At 60.0% G+C, this 17,157-nt stretch carries 2 protein-coding genes and 8 rRNA genes; 2 read left to right on the forward strand and 8 right to left on the reverse strand.

Annotated features, from left to right (window positions below):
* Positions 1-246: 246 nt before the first annotated feature.
* The 3 genes from rrf (QUW25_RS03365) to QUW25_RS03375 form a co-directional block, all read right to left on the reverse strand.
* A 5S ribosomal RNA gene (gene rrf / locus QUW25_RS03365) occupies positions 247-362 on the reverse strand.
* A 101-nt stretch (positions 363-463) separates the two neighbouring features.
* Positions 464-3,399, reverse strand: a 23S ribosomal RNA gene (locus tag QUW25_RS03370).
* A gap of 203 nt (positions 3,400-3,602) precedes the next feature.
* Positions 3,603-5,114, reverse strand: a 16S ribosomal RNA gene (locus tag QUW25_RS03375).
* Between the two features lie 603 nt (positions 5,115-5,717).
* On the opposite strand from QUW25_RS03375, the gene QUW25_RS03380 reads away from it, so the two are divergent.
* Positions 5,718-6,839, forward strand: a complete 1,122-nt coding sequence (locus tag QUW25_RS03380) for an IS1249 family transposase (protein ID WP_289510828.1) — start codon at positions 5,718-5,720, stop codon at positions 6,837-6,839.
* Positions 6,840-7,065: 226 nt separating this feature from the next.
* Here QUW25_RS03380 and rrf (QUW25_RS03385) read toward each other — a convergent pair.
* The 3 genes from rrf (QUW25_RS03385) to QUW25_RS03395 all read right to left on the reverse strand — a co-directional run bounded on the left by rrf (QUW25_RS03385) (position 7,066) and on the right by QUW25_RS03395 (position 11,933).
* Positions 7,066-7,181: ribosomal RNA gene (rrf, locus tag QUW25_RS03385) — 5S ribosomal RNA — on the reverse strand.
* A 101-nt stretch (positions 7,182-7,282) separates the two neighbouring features.
* A 23S ribosomal RNA gene (locus QUW25_RS03390) occupies positions 7,283-10,218 on the reverse strand.
* 203 nt (positions 10,219-10,421) lie between these two features.
* Positions 10,422-11,933, reverse strand: a 16S ribosomal RNA gene (locus tag QUW25_RS03395).
* 603 nt (positions 11,934-12,536) lie between these two features.
* Between QUW25_RS03395 and QUW25_RS03400 the strand changes: the two genes are divergently transcribed.
* Positions 12,537-13,658, forward strand: coding sequence for an IS1249 family transposase (locus tag QUW25_RS03400; RefSeq protein ID WP_289510828.1), 1,122 nt, complete (start codon positions 12,537-12,539; stop codon positions 13,656-13,658).
* Between the two features lie 226 nt (positions 13,659-13,884).
* Here the strand turns inward: QUW25_RS03400 and rrf (QUW25_RS03405) are convergent.
* Both rrf (QUW25_RS03405) and QUW25_RS03410 read right to left on the reverse strand, forming a co-directional pair.
* Positions 13,885-14,000: ribosomal RNA gene (rrf, locus tag QUW25_RS03405) — 5S ribosomal RNA — on the reverse strand.
* Positions 14,001-14,101: 101 nt separating this feature from the next.
* Positions 14,102-17,037 (reverse strand): 23S ribosomal RNA (locus tag QUW25_RS03410).
* Together the 16S, 23S and 5S rRNA genes form the textbook arrangement of a ribosomal RNA operon.
* Between the last annotated feature and the right edge of the window lie 120 nt (positions 17,038-17,157).

The following is a 17,157-nucleotide window of genomic DNA, read 5'->3' on the forward strand; positions in this document are numbered from 1 at the left end:
CGTAACGAGTGGGTCCTACAATACCATTCTGAATAGTCTGTAAAGCGTTATTTCGGTGGGTGAAGCTATTGTTTTATGAAGTTAGGTGACAGCTAACGGGAAGATTGCCGTTTGAGCAGCATGAACAGAAACCAAGCGTGACTCAGACTGACCGAGCTTGCCCAAAACAAAAGAAGGGGACGTGCCAGACAAATGACACGTCCCCTCAATGGAGCAAAGAATCTAGACAGCAAAATGCCCCTTGTTGGTCAGCGACGTCCTGCTCTCCCACGGACTGACTCCGCAGTACCATCGGCGCTCGGGGGCTTAACTTCCGGGTTCGGAATGGGACCGGGTGTGCCTCCCCTGCCATGGTCGCTGACCAACAAGGGGCATTCTGCTTTGGGGGCGCGTCGCCGTGCCCTCAGGGCCGCACAGCGTGACGTCGACGCTCCTCAAGATCGCGATGCTCGAGAAGTGAATCGAAGAGAAGAGCTCGGCCGATTAGTACCGCTCGACTCAACCCCTCGCAGGGCTTACATCTGCGGCCTATCGAACTCGTAGTCTACGAGTGGCCTTACCGAAGGGAGAACTCATCTCGGGACTGGCTTCCCGCTTAGATGCTTTCAGCGGTTATCCGAACCGGACTCAGCTACCGGGCAGTGCCGTTGGTCGACAACCCGTACACCGGAGGTCCGTCCACCCCGGTCCTCTCGTACTAGGGGCAGCCTCCCTCAGTTCTCCTACGCCCACGGAGGATAGGGACCGAACTGTCTCACGACGTTCTGAACCCAGCTCGCGTACCGCTTTAAATGGCGAACAGCCATACCCTTGGGACCTGCTCCAGCCCCAGGATGCGATGAGCCGACATCGAGGTGCCAAACCTTCCCGTCGATGTGGACTCTTGGGGAAGATCAGCCTGTTATCCCCGGAGTACCTTTTATCCGTTGAGCGACGGCCATACCACACTGAGCCGCCGGATCACTAGAACCTGGTTTCCCATCTGCTCGACCTGTCCGTCTCGCAGTCAAGCCTGCTTATGCTCTTGCACTCAAAGGGACGGTTGCCGACCGTCCTGAGCAGACCTTACGTGCGCCTCCGTTACACTTTAGGAGGCGACCGCCCCAGTCAAACTACCCACCTGACACGGTCCCCACGCCGGATAACGGTCGCGGGTTAGGATGCCAGAACGCCGAGGGTGGTATTCCAAGGGCGACTCCCCAGAGACTGGCGTCCCTGGTTCAGCGTCTCCCACCTATCCTCTACACGGCGAACCGGCAGCCAATGTCAAGCTGCAGTAAAGGTTCACGGGGTCTTTCCGTCCTTCCGCGGGTAAGTCGCATCTTCACGACTAGTGCAATTTCACCGGGTCCATGGTTGAGACAGCGCCCAAATCGTTACGCCTTTCGTGCAGGTCGGAACTTACCCGACAAGGAATTTCGCTACCTTAGGACCGTTATAGTTACGGCCGCCGTTTACCGGGGCTTGGATTCGCCGCTTCGCGCAAGCTGACGGCTCCTCGTGACCTTCCGGCACCGGGCAGGCGTCAGACCCTATACGTCGTCTTACGACTTCAGCAGAGTCCTGTGTTTTTGATAAACAGTCGCTTGGGCCTATTTACTGTGACCGCCCTGGGCTCGGGGAGCAAGTCCCTCCACCCGAGGCGGCACCCCTTCTCCCGAAGTTACGGGGCAATTTTGCCGAGTTCCTTAACCATGGTTCTCCCGATCGCCTTGGTATGCTCTACCCACCCACCTGTGTCGGTTTGCGGTACGGGCCCCTGCGGGCTCCCTAGGGGGTTTTCTTGGGAGCATGGGCTCACTGGCTTCGCTCAGTCGCTTCGTCCGGCACCTCAGCCGTCGCGAGGGGCGCGTTTCACTACCCCTCAGCCTACGTGCCATCGCGGGGACGTCCAGAACCCCGTCCAGCTACCCTTCTCCGTCGCCCCATCGGTGATGACGCCCGTTCGGGGGTGCAGGAATGTCCACCTGCTGTGCATCGGCTACGCCTTCCGGCCTCGCCTTAGCTCCCGACTGACCCTGGGAGGATTAGCCTTGCCCAGGAAACCTTGGGTTTACGGCGGCGGCGTTTTTCACGCCGCTCTCGTTACTCATGCCAGCATTCTCACTTCCGGCCGGTCCACGCCGGGTCGTCCCGACGCTTCGCCCCAGACGGAAAGCTCCCCTACCACTAGTCAAAGACTAGTCCGCCGCTTCGGCACCATGCTTAGCCCCGTATATTGTCGGCGCATGTCCACTCGACCAGTGAGCTATTACGCACTCTTTAAATGAATGGCTGCTTCTAAGCCAACATCCTGGTTGTCTAGGCAAACGCACATCCTTTGCCACTTAGCATGGATTTGGGGGCCTTAGCGGGCGGTCTGGGCTGTTTCCCTTTCGAACACACAGCTTAGCCCACATGTTCTGACTCCCGGACTCTGGACCGGCGGTATTCGGAGTTTGATTGGAGTTGGTAGGCGGTGAGGCCCCCGCGTCCATTCAGTGCTCTACCCCCGCAGGTAAACGTCCGAGGCTAGCCCTAAAGCTATTTCGGGGAGAACGAGATATCTCCGGGTTTGATAGGCCTTTCACTCCTATCCACAGGTCATCCCCCCAGTTTTCAACCTAGGTGGGTTCGGCCCTCCACGGGGTCTTACCCCCGCTTCAGCCTGCCCATGGATAGCTCACCCGGCTTCGCGTCTACGGCGCGCGACTGCTCGCCCCATTCGGACTCGCTTTCGCTGCGGCTCGCTTGCTGGCTTAACCTCGCCACGCGCCGTAACTCGCTGGCTCATTCTACAAAAGGCACGCCGTCACACCCAAAAGGGTGCTCCGACTGCTTGTAGGCAGACGGTTTCAGGTACTATTTCACTCCCCTCCCGGGGTGCTTTTCACCTTTCCCTCACGGTACTGGTCCACTATCGGTCACAGGAGAGTATTTAGGATTGGAGGGTGGACCCCCCAGCTTCCCACCGGGTTTCACGTGTCCGGCGGTACTCAGGTGCCAGGAGGCAGTCCTCGCGGATTCGCGTACGGGGCTCTAACCCTGTCCCGCCGGCCTTCCCATGCCGTTCCGCTTCCGCGCGGTTTTGTAACTGCACGATTCCTGGTCCTACAACCCCGGCGGCGCCGAAGCGGCCGCCGGTTTGTCCTAGGTCCCCGTTCGCTCGCCACTACTAGGGGAATCTCGTTTGATTTCTCTTCCTCGGGGTACTTAGATGTTTCAGTTCCCCCGGTTGCCTCGGCCCGGCCTATGTGTTCAGCCGGGCGTGACGGGAAATGACTCCCGCCGGGTTTTCCCATTCGGAGATCCGCGGGTCGAGCGGGCAAGTGCCCCTAACCGCGGCTTATCGCAGCTTGTCGCGTCCTTCGTCGGCTTCCTGTGCCAAGGCATCCACCGTCTGCCCTTACCATCTTCTCTTCGATGGCTCGAACATACTGTCATATAGATGCGATCTTTGAAGAAGAATCTTCGTCACGCTATGCAGCTCTCAAGGTACGGCGGGGGAGTCCCCCGGGGACCGGACACTGCGCGCCTGGCGGCGCGGCGAAGACGAGATCCAGCGGAAGAGACGGGTCGTCCGTCATGTGATGTCTTCTTCCGGAAGAGGTGTTTCTCCCTAGAAAGGAGGTGATCCAGCCGCACCTTCCGGTACGGCTACCTTGTTACGACTTCACCCCCCTTACCAACCACACCTTCGGCGCCTCCCTCACGAGGTTGGGCCGACGACTTCGGGTGCAATCGACTCGGGTGGTGTGACGGGCGGTGTGTACAAGGCCCGGGAACATATTCACCGCGGCGTGCTGATCCGCGATTACTAGCAACTCCGACTTCATGGAGGCGGGTTGCAGCCTCCAATCCGAACTGGGACCGGCTTTGGGGATTCGCTCCTGCTCGCGCAGTGGCAGCCCATTGTGCCGGCCATTGTAGCACGTGTGCAGCCCAGGACATAAGGGGCATGATGACTTGACGTCATCCCCACCTTCCTCCGGCTTGACGCCGGCGGTCTCGCATGGGTGCCCGGCCGAACCGCTGGCAACATGCGACGAGGGTTGCGCTCGTTGCGGGACTTAACCCAACATCTCACGACACGAGCTGACGACAGCCATGCACCACCTGTCTAGGCTCCTCTCGGCCACGGCGTTTCCGCCGCTTCACCTAGATGTCAAGCCCTGGTAAGGTTCTTCGCGTTGCTTCGAATTAAGCCACATGCTCCGCTGCTTGTGCGGGCCCCCGTCAATTCCTTTGAGTTTTAGCCTTGCGGCCGTACTCCCCAGGCGGGACACTTAATGCGTTAGCTGCGGCACGGAGGGAGGGTCCCCCCACACCTAGTGTCCATCGTTTACGGCTAGGACTACCAGGGTATCTAATCCTGTTCGCTCCCCTAGCTTTCGCTCCTCAGCGTCAGTTGTGGCCCAGAAGGCCGCCTTCGCCACCGGTGTTCTTCCAAATATCTGCGCATTCCACCGCTACACTTGGAATTCCGCCTTCCCCTACCAAACTCAAGTCCGCCGGTATCGGGAGCGTGCGGGGGTTGAGCCCCCGGATTTGACTCCCGACCTAACGGACCGCCTACGAGCGCTTTACGCCCAATGAATCCGGATAACGCTCGCCCCCTACGTATTACCGCGGCTGCTGGCACGTAGTTAGCCGGGGCTTCTTCTGCAGGTACCGTCACCTCGCGGCCTCGTCCCTGCTGAAAGCGGTTTACAACCCGAAGGCCTTCATCCCGCACGCGGCGTCGCTGCGTCAGGCTTTCGCCCATTGCGCAAGATTCCCCACTGCTGCCTCCCGTAGGAGTCTGGGCCGTGTCTCAGTCCCAATCTGGCTGGTCGGTCTCTCAACCCAGCTACCCATAATCGCCTTGGTGGGCCGTTGCCCCACCAACTAGCTAACAGGCCGCGGGCCCATCCCTCGCCGTCTGGGCTTTCCCGCCTCCCCCATGCGGGGGCTGCGGAGTATCCGGTATTATCCACGGTTTCCCGAGGCTGTCCCGGTGCGAGGGGCAGGTTGCCCACGTGTTACTCAGCCGTTCGCCACTTTATGCACACCCGGAGGTGCTTTAACCGTTCGACTTGCATGTGTTAGGCGCGCCGCCAGCGTTCATCCTGAGCCAGGATCGAACTCTCCGTTCAAATGAGACCGGCTAGAGCCGGTTTCGCGTGAGTTTCGGTCGACCCCGTCTAAGATCCCGCTGATCTCGGATTCAGTGAAATTGACGTTCTGACGTGGTGTCAGATTCGATTTCGCTTAGTCTGTCTTCGTCGATCTTTCGATCGCAGTATCCGGTTCTCAAGGTACTCCCGCGCAGGTCGGAGGCGATGTCCTCGTCGCTGCGCGGGGAATAACTATACGCACTTCGGCCGCCCCTGGGGGCGTGAATCCGCGGGTTCACAATTCCTACATAAACGGGGGCGCCCATGACAGGTTCACCTTGGTGTTTGCCCGCGTCCGTTCGACAGCTAGTTAAAGTGCGAGGTTCTCTCTATAAGCTCTTCCGTACTGCACAAGAATCAGGTACCTTCACAGATCCTTTGGTCTCACGCGAAGACAGGCTTATAGGACAAAAAGTGTGTATGAAATGCCCGTCTTTCTGCAGGTAGACACCCACAAATCGGCCTCGTGAGTTGCGTCGCCACAACTTTTTACCTGGACGGAAAGTGTGTATAGATTCTCGTGTCATCGCAGGTAGACCATGCTGTTCCCAACAGTGGAGTCGGTCTGTCTGCGAGGTTGCCATGGGAAATCCCCGCTGCCCTGCCTGCGGCTCGAATATGGTCAAAAACGGGAGGGCGAAAGCCGGCAGGACTCGCTTCAGATGCATGCGCTGCGGCTCGAGCCCAGTGAGGAAGATCGACACCTCCGCCAAGGCCCTCAAGGCCTTCCTGGGCTGGCTGCTGTCCCGCAAGCGGCAGTCCGACATGCCGGGCGGCGGCAGGACCTTCAGAAGGAAGTGCGCCCCCTTCTGGAACATATGGCCCATGCCGCCCAGGATAGAGGAGCCGCGGAGCGTCGTCCACGTCGACGGCATACATCTCGGAAGAAAGGCCGTCGTGCTCGTCGCCTCGGACGAGCGCCACGCCCTGGGCTGGCATCTGTGCCGCACCGAGAACAGCCGCGGCTGGGCGGCCCTGATGCAGCGTATAGCCGCTCCTGAGATGGTCGTCTCGGACGGGGGCGACGGCTTTCAGAAGGCGCTCGGAAAGACCTGGCCCCGCACGCCTCACCAGCGCTGTGTCTTCCACGCGTTCTCCCAGGTCAAGTGTTATACCACCTCAAGACCCCGCACCCGGGCAGGGGTGGAACTTTACGGCCTCGCCAAGGCGCTGCTTGCCATCACGACGCTCGGGGAGGCGCAAGAGTGTGTGGAGGCGTTTCTCGCGTGGTCCGAGCGATGGGACGACTTCCTGTCGGAGAGAACGAGAACAGAGGACGGAAGGTTCGTCCTCACGCACGAGCGTCTCGTCAAGGCGCGAAGATCCCTTGCTCGGCTCGTCAACGCCGGGACGCTGTTTACCTACCTCGATCCGCGCCTGGAGCATCTTGCCCCGCTTCCCTCGACCAACAATCGTATCGAGGGCGGCGTGAATTCACAGCTCAGGGCCATGCTCAGGGACCATAGGGGGCTGTCTGTCGAGCGCAGGCTCAAGGCGGTCTTCTGGTGGTGCTATATGCACAGCCCGAGCCCCTTGCCTGCAGCGGAGATCCTGCGTGTCATGCCGACGGACGGCTCTATCAGAGCCATATACGAAAGACTCAATCAGCAGGACAAGCTACAAGGAACCATTCCTCAGTGGGGAGATGCCATAGCGTGGTCAGAGCTCCATCACTCGCAGCCCTTGCGCATGGATTGGGATTAGGCCAATACACACTTTTTGTCCTGTAAGCCCGAAGACATCGCACTGACGCGTCGAGCACGTGTCTCGTCCTTGCCGCACGCTCCTAGCGTGCCCTTAATCATGTCGCCGCTCTGAGGGCCCGTGCATCCTTCTCAAGAACCCAGGTGAAGACGATCGAAAACAAAAAAGCCGCCAGGCGGTGATGCCCAGCGGCTTGAGTGCTTTCTATAGCAAAATGCCCCTTGTTGGTCAGCGACGTCCTGCTCTCCCACGGACTGACTCCGCAGTACCATCGGCGCTCGGGGGCTTAACTTCCGGGTTCGGAATGGGACCGGGTGTGCCTCCCCTGCCATGGTCGCTGACCAACAAGGGGCATTCTGCTTTGGGGGCGCGTCGCCGTGCCCTCAGGGCCGCACAGCGTGACGTCGACGCTCCTCAAGATCGCGATGCTCGAGAAGTGAATCGAAGAGAAGAGCTCGGCCGATTAGTACCGCTCGACTCAACCCCTCGCAGGGCTTACATCTGCGGCCTATCGAACTCGTAGTCTACGAGTGGCCTTACCGAAGGGAGAACTCATCTCGGGACTGGCTTCCCGCTTAGATGCTTTCAGCGGTTATCCGAACCGGACTCAGCTACCGGGCAGTGCCGTTGGTCGACAACCCGTACACCGGAGGTCCGTCCACCCCGGTCCTCTCGTACTAGGGGCAGCCTCCCTCAGTTCTCCTACGCCCACGGAGGATAGGGACCGAACTGTCTCACGACGTTCTGAACCCAGCTCGCGTACCGCTTTAAATGGCGAACAGCCATACCCTTGGGACCTGCTCCAGCCCCAGGATGCGATGAGCCGACATCGAGGTGCCAAACCTTCCCGTCGATGTGGACTCTTGGGGAAGATCAGCCTGTTATCCCCGGAGTACCTTTTATCCGTTGAGCGACGGCCATACCACACTGAGCCGCCGGATCACTAGAACCTGGTTTCCCATCTGCTCGACCTGTCCGTCTCGCAGTCAAGCCTGCTTATGCTCTTGCACTCAAAGGGACGGTTGCCGACCGTCCTGAGCAGACCTTACGTGCGCCTCCGTTACACTTTAGGAGGCGACCGCCCCAGTCAAACTACCCACCTGACACGGTCCCCACGCCGGATAACGGTCGCGGGTTAGGATGCCAGAACGCCGAGGGTGGTATTCCAAGGGCGACTCCCCAGAGACTGGCGTCCCTGGTTCAGCGTCTCCCACCTATCCTCTACACGGCGAACCGGCAGCCAATGTCAAGCTGCAGTAAAGGTTCACGGGGTCTTTCCGTCCTTCCGCGGGTAAGTCGCATCTTCACGACTAGTGCAATTTCACCGGGTCCATGGTTGAGACAGCGCCCAAATCGTTACGCCTTTCGTGCAGGTCGGAACTTACCCGACAAGGAATTTCGCTACCTTAGGACCGTTATAGTTACGGCCGCCGTTTACCGGGGCTTGGATTCGCCGCTTCGCGCAAGCTGACGGCTCCTCGTGACCTTCCGGCACCGGGCAGGCGTCAGACCCTATACGTCGTCTTACGACTTCAGCAGAGTCCTGTGTTTTTGATAAACAGTCGCTTGGGCCTATTTACTGTGACCGCCCTGGGCTCGGGGAGCAAGTCCCTCCACCCGAGGCGGCACCCCTTCTCCCGAAGTTACGGGGCAATTTTGCCGAGTTCCTTAACCATGGTTCTCCCGATCGCCTTGGTATGCTCTACCCACCCACCTGTGTCGGTTTGCGGTACGGGCCCCTGCGGGCTCCCTAGGGGGTTTTCTTGGGAGCATGGGCTCACTGGCTTCGCTCAGTCGCTTCGTCCGGCACCTCAGCCGTCGCGAGGGGCGCGTTTCACTACCCCTCAGCCTACGTGCCATCGCGGGGACGTCCAGAACCCCGTCCAGCTACCCTTCTCCGTCGCCCCATCGGTGATGACGCCCGTTCGGGGGTGCAGGAATGTCCACCTGCTGTGCATCGGCTACGCCTTCCGGCCTCGCCTTAGCTCCCGACTGACCCTGGGAGGATTAGCCTTGCCCAGGAAACCTTGGGTTTACGGCGGCGGCGTTTTTCACGCCGCTCTCGTTACTCATGCCAGCATTCTCACTTCCGGCCGGTCCACGCCGGGTCGTCCCGACGCTTCGCCCCAGACGGAAAGCTCCCCTACCACTAGTCAAAGACTAGTCCGCCGCTTCGGCACCATGCTTAGCCCCGTATATTGTCGGCGCATGTCCACTCGACCAGTGAGCTATTACGCACTCTTTAAATGAATGGCTGCTTCTAAGCCAACATCCTGGTTGTCTAGGCAAACGCACATCCTTTGCCACTTAGCATGGATTTGGGGGCCTTAGCGGGCGGTCTGGGCTGTTTCCCTTTCGAACACACAGCTTAGCCCACATGTTCTGACTCCCGGACTCTGGACCGGCGGTATTCGGAGTTTGATTGGAGTTGGTAGGCGGTGAGGCCCCCGCGTCCATTCAGTGCTCTACCCCCGCAGGTAAACGTCCGAGGCTAGCCCTAAAGCTATTTCGGGGAGAACGAGATATCTCCGGGTTTGATAGGCCTTTCACTCCTATCCACAGGTCATCCCCCCAGTTTTCAACCTAGGTGGGTTCGGCCCTCCACGGGGTCTTACCCCCGCTTCAGCCTGCCCATGGATAGCTCACCCGGCTTCGCGTCTACGGCGCGCGACTGCTCGCCCCATTCGGACTCGCTTTCGCTGCGGCTCGCTTGCTGGCTTAACCTCGCCACGCGCCGTAACTCGCTGGCTCATTCTACAAAAGGCACGCCGTCACACCCAAAAGGGTGCTCCGACTGCTTGTAGGCAGACGGTTTCAGGTACTATTTCACTCCCCTCCCGGGGTGCTTTTCACCTTTCCCTCACGGTACTGGTCCACTATCGGTCACAGGAGAGTATTTAGGATTGGAGGGTGGACCCCCCAGCTTCCCACCGGGTTTCACGTGTCCGGCGGTACTCAGGTGCCAGGAGGCAGTCCTCGCGGATTCGCGTACGGGGCTCTAACCCTGTCCCGCCGGCCTTCCCATGCCGTTCCGCTTCCGCGCGGTTTTGTAACTGCACGATTCCTGGTCCTACAACCCCGGCGGCGCCGAAGCGGCCGCCGGTTTGTCCTAGGTCCCCGTTCGCTCGCCACTACTAGGGGAATCTCGTTTGATTTCTCTTCCTCGGGGTACTTAGATGTTTCAGTTCCCCCGGTTGCCTCGGCCCGGCCTATGTGTTCAGCCGGGCGTGACGGGAAATGACTCCCGCCGGGTTTTCCCATTCGGAGATCCGCGGGTCGAGCGGGCAAGTGCCCCTAACCGCGGCTTATCGCAGCTTGTCGCGTCCTTCGTCGGCTTCCTGTGCCAAGGCATCCACCGTCTGCCCTTACCATCTTCTCTTCGATGGCTCGAACATACTGTCATATAGATGCGATCTTTGAAGAAGAATCTTCGTCACGCTATGCAGCTCTCAAGGTACGGCGGGGGAGTCCCCCGGGGACCGGACACTGCGCGCCTGGCGGCGCGGCGAAGACGAGATCCAGCGGAAGAGACGGGTCGTCCGTCATGTGATGTCTTCTTCCGGAAGAGGTGTTTCTCCCTAGAAAGGAGGTGATCCAGCCGCACCTTCCGGTACGGCTACCTTGTTACGACTTCACCCCCCTTACCAACCACACCTTCGGCGCCTCCCTCACGAGGTTGGGCCGACGACTTCGGGTGCAATCGACTCGGGTGGTGTGACGGGCGGTGTGTACAAGGCCCGGGAACATATTCACCGCGGCGTGCTGATCCGCGATTACTAGCAACTCCGACTTCATGGAGGCGGGTTGCAGCCTCCAATCCGAACTGGGACCGGCTTTGGGGATTCGCTCCTGCTCGCGCAGTGGCAGCCCATTGTGCCGGCCATTGTAGCACGTGTGCAGCCCAGGACATAAGGGGCATGATGACTTGACGTCATCCCCACCTTCCTCCGGCTTGACGCCGGCGGTCTCGCATGGGTGCCCGGCCGAACCGCTGGCAACATGCGACGAGGGTTGCGCTCGTTGCGGGACTTAACCCAACATCTCACGACACGAGCTGACGACAGCCATGCACCACCTGTCTAGGCTCCTCTCGGCCACGGCGTTTCCGCCGCTTCACCTAGATGTCAAGCCCTGGTAAGGTTCTTCGCGTTGCTTCGAATTAAGCCACATGCTCCGCTGCTTGTGCGGGCCCCCGTCAATTCCTTTGAGTTTTAGCCTTGCGGCCGTACTCCCCAGGCGGGACACTTAATGCGTTAGCTGCGGCACGGAGGGAGGGTCCCCCCACACCTAGTGTCCATCGTTTACGGCTAGGACTACCAGGGTATCTAATCCTGTTCGCTCCCCTAGCTTTCGCTCCTCAGCGTCAGTTGTGGCCCAGAAGGCCGCCTTCGCCACCGGTGTTCTTCCAAATATCTGCGCATTCCACCGCTACACTTGGAATTCCGCCTTCCCCTACCAAACTCAAGTCCGCCGGTATCGGGAGCGTGCGGGGGTTGAGCCCCCGGATTTGACTCCCGACCTAACGGACCGCCTACGAGCGCTTTACGCCCAATGAATCCGGATAACGCTCGCCCCCTACGTATTACCGCGGCTGCTGGCACGTAGTTAGCCGGGGCTTCTTCTGCAGGTACCGTCACCTCGCGGCCTCGTCCCTGCTGAAAGCGGTTTACAACCCGAAGGCCTTCATCCCGCACGCGGCGTCGCTGCGTCAGGCTTTCGCCCATTGCGCAAGATTCCCCACTGCTGCCTCCCGTAGGAGTCTGGGCCGTGTCTCAGTCCCAATCTGGCTGGTCGGTCTCTCAACCCAGCTACCCATAATCGCCTTGGTGGGCCGTTGCCCCACCAACTAGCTAACAGGCCGCGGGCCCATCCCTCGCCGTCTGGGCTTTCCCGCCTCCCCCATGCGGGGGCTGCGGAGTATCCGGTATTATCCACGGTTTCCCGAGGCTGTCCCGGTGCGAGGGGCAGGTTGCCCACGTGTTACTCAGCCGTTCGCCACTTTATGCACACCCGGAGGTGCTTTAACCGTTCGACTTGCATGTGTTAGGCGCGCCGCCAGCGTTCATCCTGAGCCAGGATCGAACTCTCCGTTCAAATGAGACCGGCTAGAGCCGGTTTCGCGTGAGTTTCGGTCGACCCCGTCTAAGATCCCGCTGATCTCGGATTCAGTGAAATTGACGTTCTGACGTGGTGTCAGATTCGATTTCGCTTAGTCTGTCTTCGTCGATCTTTCGATCGCAGTATCCGGTTCTCAAGGTACTCCCGCGCAGGTCGGAGGCGATGTCCTCGTCGCTGCGCGGGGAATAACTATACGCACTTCGGCCGCCCCTGGGGGCGTGAATCCGCGGGTTCACAATTCCTACATAAACGGGGGCGCCCATGACAGGTTCACCTTGGTGTTTGCCCGCGTCCGTTCGACAGCTAGTTAAAGTGCGAGGTTCTCTCTATAAGCTCTTCCGTACTGCACAAGAATCAGGTACCTTCACAGATCCTTTGGTCTCACGCGAAGACAGGCTTATAGGACAAAAAGTGTGTATGAAATGCCCGTCTTTCTGCAGGTAGACACCCACAAATCGGCCTCGTGAGTTGCGTCGCCACAACTTTTTACCTGGACGGAAAGTGTGTATAGATTCTCGTGTCATCGCAGGTAGACCATGCTGTTCCCAACAGTGGAGTCGGTCTGTCTGCGAGGTTGCCATGGGAAATCCCCGCTGCCCTGCCTGCGGCTCGAATATGGTCAAAAACGGGAGGGCGAAAGCCGGCAGGACTCGCTTCAGATGCATGCGCTGCGGCTCGAGCCCAGTGAGGAAGATCGACACCTCCGCCAAGGCCCTCAAGGCCTTCCTGGGCTGGCTGCTGTCCCGCAAGCGGCAGTCCGACATGCCGGGCGGCGGCAGGACCTTCAGAAGGAAGTGCGCCCCCTTCTGGAACATATGGCCCATGCCGCCCAGGATAGAGGAGCCGCGGAGCGTCGTCCACGTCGACGGCATACATCTCGGAAGAAAGGCCGTCGTGCTCGTCGCCTCGGACGAGCGCCACGCCCTGGGCTGGCATCTGTGCCGCACCGAGAACAGCCGCGGCTGGGCGGCCCTGATGCAGCGTATAGCCGCTCCTGAGATGGTCGTCTCGGACGGGGGCGACGGCTTTCAGAAGGCGCTCGGAAAGACCTGGCCCCGCACGCCTCACCAGCGCTGTGTCTTCCACGCGTTCTCCCAGGTCAAGTGTTATACCACCTCAAGACCCCGCACCCGGGCAGGGGTGGAACTTTACGGCCTCGCCAAGGCGCTGCTTGCCATCACGACGCTCGGGGAGGCGCAAGAGTGTGTGGAGGCGTTTCTCGCGTGGTCCGAGCGATGGGACGACTTCCTGTCGGAGAGAACGAGAACAGAGGACGGAAGGTTCGTCCTCACGCACGAGCGTCTCGTCAAGGCGCGAAGATCCCTTGCTCGGCTCGTCAACGCCGGGACGCTGTTTACCTACCTCGATCCGCGCCTGGAGCATCTTGCCCCGCTTCCCTCGACCAACAATCGTATCGAGGGCGGCGTGAATTCACAGCTCAGGGCCATGCTCAGGGACCATAGGGGGCTGTCTGTCGAGCGCAGGCTCAAGGCGGTCTTCTGGTGGTGCTATATGCACAGCCCGAGCCCCTTGCCTGCAGCGGAGATCCTGCGTGTCATGCCGACGGACGGCTCTATCAGAGCCATATACGAAAGACTCAATCAGCAGGACAAGCTACAAGGAACCATTCCTCAGTGGGGAGATGCCATAGCGTGGTCAGAGCTCCATCACTCGCAGCCCTTGCGCATGGATTGGGATTAGGCCAATACACACTTTTTGTCCTGTAAGCCCGAAGACATCGCACTGACGCGTCGAGCACGTGTCTCGTCCTTGCCGCACGCTCCTAGCGTGCCCTTAATCATGTCGCCGCTCTGAGGGCCCGTGCATCCTTCTCAAGAACCCAGGTGAAGACGATCGAAAACAAAAAAGCCGCCAGGCGGTGATGCCCAGCGGCTTGAGTGCTTTCTATAGCAAAATGCCCCTTGTTGGTCAGCGACGTCCTGCTCTCCCACGGACTGACTCCGCAGTACCATCGGCGCTCGGGGGCTTAACTTCCGGGTTCGGAATGGGACCGGGTGTGCCTCCCCTGCCATGGTCGCTGACCAACAAGGGGCATTCTGCTTTGGGGGCGCGTCGCCGTGCCCTCAGGGCCGCACAGCGTGACGTCGACGCTCCTCAAGATCGCGATGCTCGAGAAGTGAATCGAAGAGAAGAGCTCGGCCGATTAGTACCGCTCGACTCAACCCCTCGCAGGGCTTACATCTGCGGCCTATCGAACTCGTAGTCTACGAGTGGCCTTACCGAAGGGAGAACTCATCTCGGGACTGGCTTCCCGCTTAGATGCTTTCAGCGGTTATCCGAACCGGACTCAGCTACCGGGCAGTGCCGTTGGTCGACAACCCGTACACCGGAGGTCCGTCCACCCCGGTCCTCTCGTACTAGGGGCAGCCTCCCTCAGTTCTCCTACGCCCACGGAGGATAGGGACCGAACTGTCTCACGACGTTCTGAACCCAGCTCGCGTACCGCTTTAAATGGCGAACAGCCATACCCTTGGGACCTGCTCCAGCCCCAGGATGCGATGAGCCGACATCGAGGTGCCAAACCTTCCCGTCGATGTGGACTCTTGGGGAAGATCAGCCTGTTATCCCCGGAGTACCTTTTATCCGTTGAGCGACGGCCATACCACACTGAGCCGCCGGATCACTAGAACCTGGTTTCCCATCTGCTCGACCTGTCCGTCTCGCAGTCAAGCCTGCTTATGCTCTTGCACTCAAAGGGACGGTTGCCGACCGTCCTGAGCAGACCTTACGTGCGCCTCCGTTACACTTTAGGAGGCGACCGCCCCAGTCAAACTACCCACCTGACACGGTCCCCACGCCGGATAACGGTCGCGGGTTAGGATGCCAGAACGCCGAGGGTGGTATTCCAAGGGCGACTCCCCAGAGACTGGCGTCCCTGGTTCAGCGTCTCCCACCTATCCTCTACACGGCGAACCGGCAGCCAATGTCAAGCTGCAGTAAAGGTTCACGGGGTCTTTCCGTCCTTCCGCGGGTAAGTCGCATCTTCACGACTAGTGCAATTTCACCGGGTCCATGGTTGAGACAGCGCCCAAATCGTTACGCCTTTCGTGCAGGTCGGAACTTACCCGACAAGGAATTTCGCTACCTTAGGACCGTTATAGTTACGGCCGCCGTTTACCGGGGCTTGGATTCGCCGCTTCGCGCAAGCTGACGGCTCCTCGTGACCTTCCGGCACCGGGCAGGCGTCAGACCCTATACGTCGTCTTACGACTTCAGCAGAGTCCTGTGTTTTTGATAAACAGTCGCTTGGGCCTATTTACTGTGACCGCCCTGGGCTCGGGGAGCAAGTCCCTCCACCCGAGGCGGCACCCCTTCTCCCGAAGTTACGGGGCAATTTTGCCGAGTTCCTTAACCATGGTTCTCCCGATCGCCTTGGTATGCTCTACCCACCCACCTGTGTCGGTTTGCGGTACGGGCCCCTGCGGGCTCCCTAGGGGGTTTTCTTGGGAGCATGGGCTCACTGGCTTCGCTCAGTCGCTTCGTCCGGCACCTCAGCCGTCGCGAGGGGCGCGTTTCACTACCCCTCAGCCTACGTGCCATCGCGGGGACGTCCAGAACCCCGTCCAGCTACCCTTCTCCGTCGCCCCATCGGTGATGACGCCCGTTCGGGGGTGCAGGAATGTCCACCTGCTGTGCATCGGCTACGCCTTCCGGCCTCGCCTTAGCTCCCGACTGACCCTGGGAGGATTAGCCTTGCCCAGGAAACCTTGGGTTTACGGCGGCGGCGTTTTTCACGCCGCTCTCGTTACTCATGCCAGCATTCTCACTTCCGGCCGGTCCACGCCGGGTCGTCCCGACGCTTCGCCCCAGACGGAAAGCTCCCCTACCACTAGTCAAAGACTAGTCCGCCGCTTCGGCACCATGCTTAGCCCCGTATATTGTCGGCGCATGTCCACTCGACCAGTGAGCTATTACGCACTCTTTAAATGAATGGCTGCTTCTAAGCCAACATCCTGGTTGTCTAGGCAAACGCACATCCTTTGCCACTTAGCATGGATTTGGGGGCCTTAGCGGGCGGTCTGGGCTGTTTCCCTTTCGAACACACAGCTTAGCCCACATGTTCTGACTCCCGGACTCTGGACCGGCGGTATTCGGAGTTTGATTGGAGTTGGTAGGCGGTGAGGCCCCCGCGTCCATTCAGTGCTCTACCCCCGCAGGTAAACGTCCGAGGCTAGCCCTAAAGCTATTTCGGGGAGAACGAGATATCTCCGGGTTTGATAGGCCTTTCACTCCTATCCACAGGTCATCCCCCCAGTTTTCAACCTAGGTGGGTTCGGCCCTCCACGGGGTCTTACCCCCGCTTCAGCCTGCCCATGGATAGCTCACCCGGCTTCGCGTCTACGGCGCGCGACTGCTCGCCCCATTCGGACTCGCTTTCGCTGCGGCTCGCTTGCTGGCTTAACCTCGCCACGCGCCGTAACTCGCTGGCTCATTCTACAAAAGGCACGCCGTCACACCCAAAAGGGTGCTCCGACTGCTTGTAGGCAGACGGTTTCAGGTACTATTTCACTCCCCTCCCGGGGTGCTTTTCACCTTTCCCTCACGGTACTGGTCCACTATCGGTCACAGGAGAGTATTTAGGATTGGAGGGTGGACCCCCCAGCTTCCCACCGGGTTTCACGTGTCCGGCGGTACTCAGGTGCCAGGAGGCAGTCCTCGCGGATTCGCGTACGGGGCTCTAACCCTGTCCCGCCGGCCTTCCCATGCCGTTCCGCTTCCGCGCGGTTTTGTAACTGCACGATTCCTGGTCCTACAACCCCGGCGGCGCCGAAGCGGCCGCCGGTTTGTCCTAGGTCCCCGTTCGCTCGCCACTACTAGGGGAATCTCGTTTGATTTCTCTTCCTCGGGGTACTTAGATGTTTCAGTTCCCCCGGTTGCCTCGGCCCGGCCTATGTGTTCAGCCGGGCGTGACGGGAAATGACTCCCGCCGGGTTTTCCCATTCGGAGATCCGCGGGTCGAGCGGGCAAGTGCCCCTAACCGCGGCTTATCGCAGCTTGTCGCGTCCTTCGTCGGCTTCCTGTGCCAAGGCATCCACCGTCTGCCCTTACCATCTTCTCTTCGATGGCTCGAACATACTGTCATATAGATGCGATCTTTGAAGAAGAATCTTCGTCACGCTATGCAGCTCTCAAGGTACGGCGGGGGAGTCCCCCGGGGACCGGACACTGCGCGCCTGGC

Origin of the sequence: Thermophilibacter provencensis (genome assembly GCF_030372065.1) — a bacterium.
Classification (GTDB): Bacteria; Actinomycetota; Coriobacteriia; order Coriobacteriales; family Atopobiaceae; genus Thermophilibacter; species Thermophilibacter provencensis_A.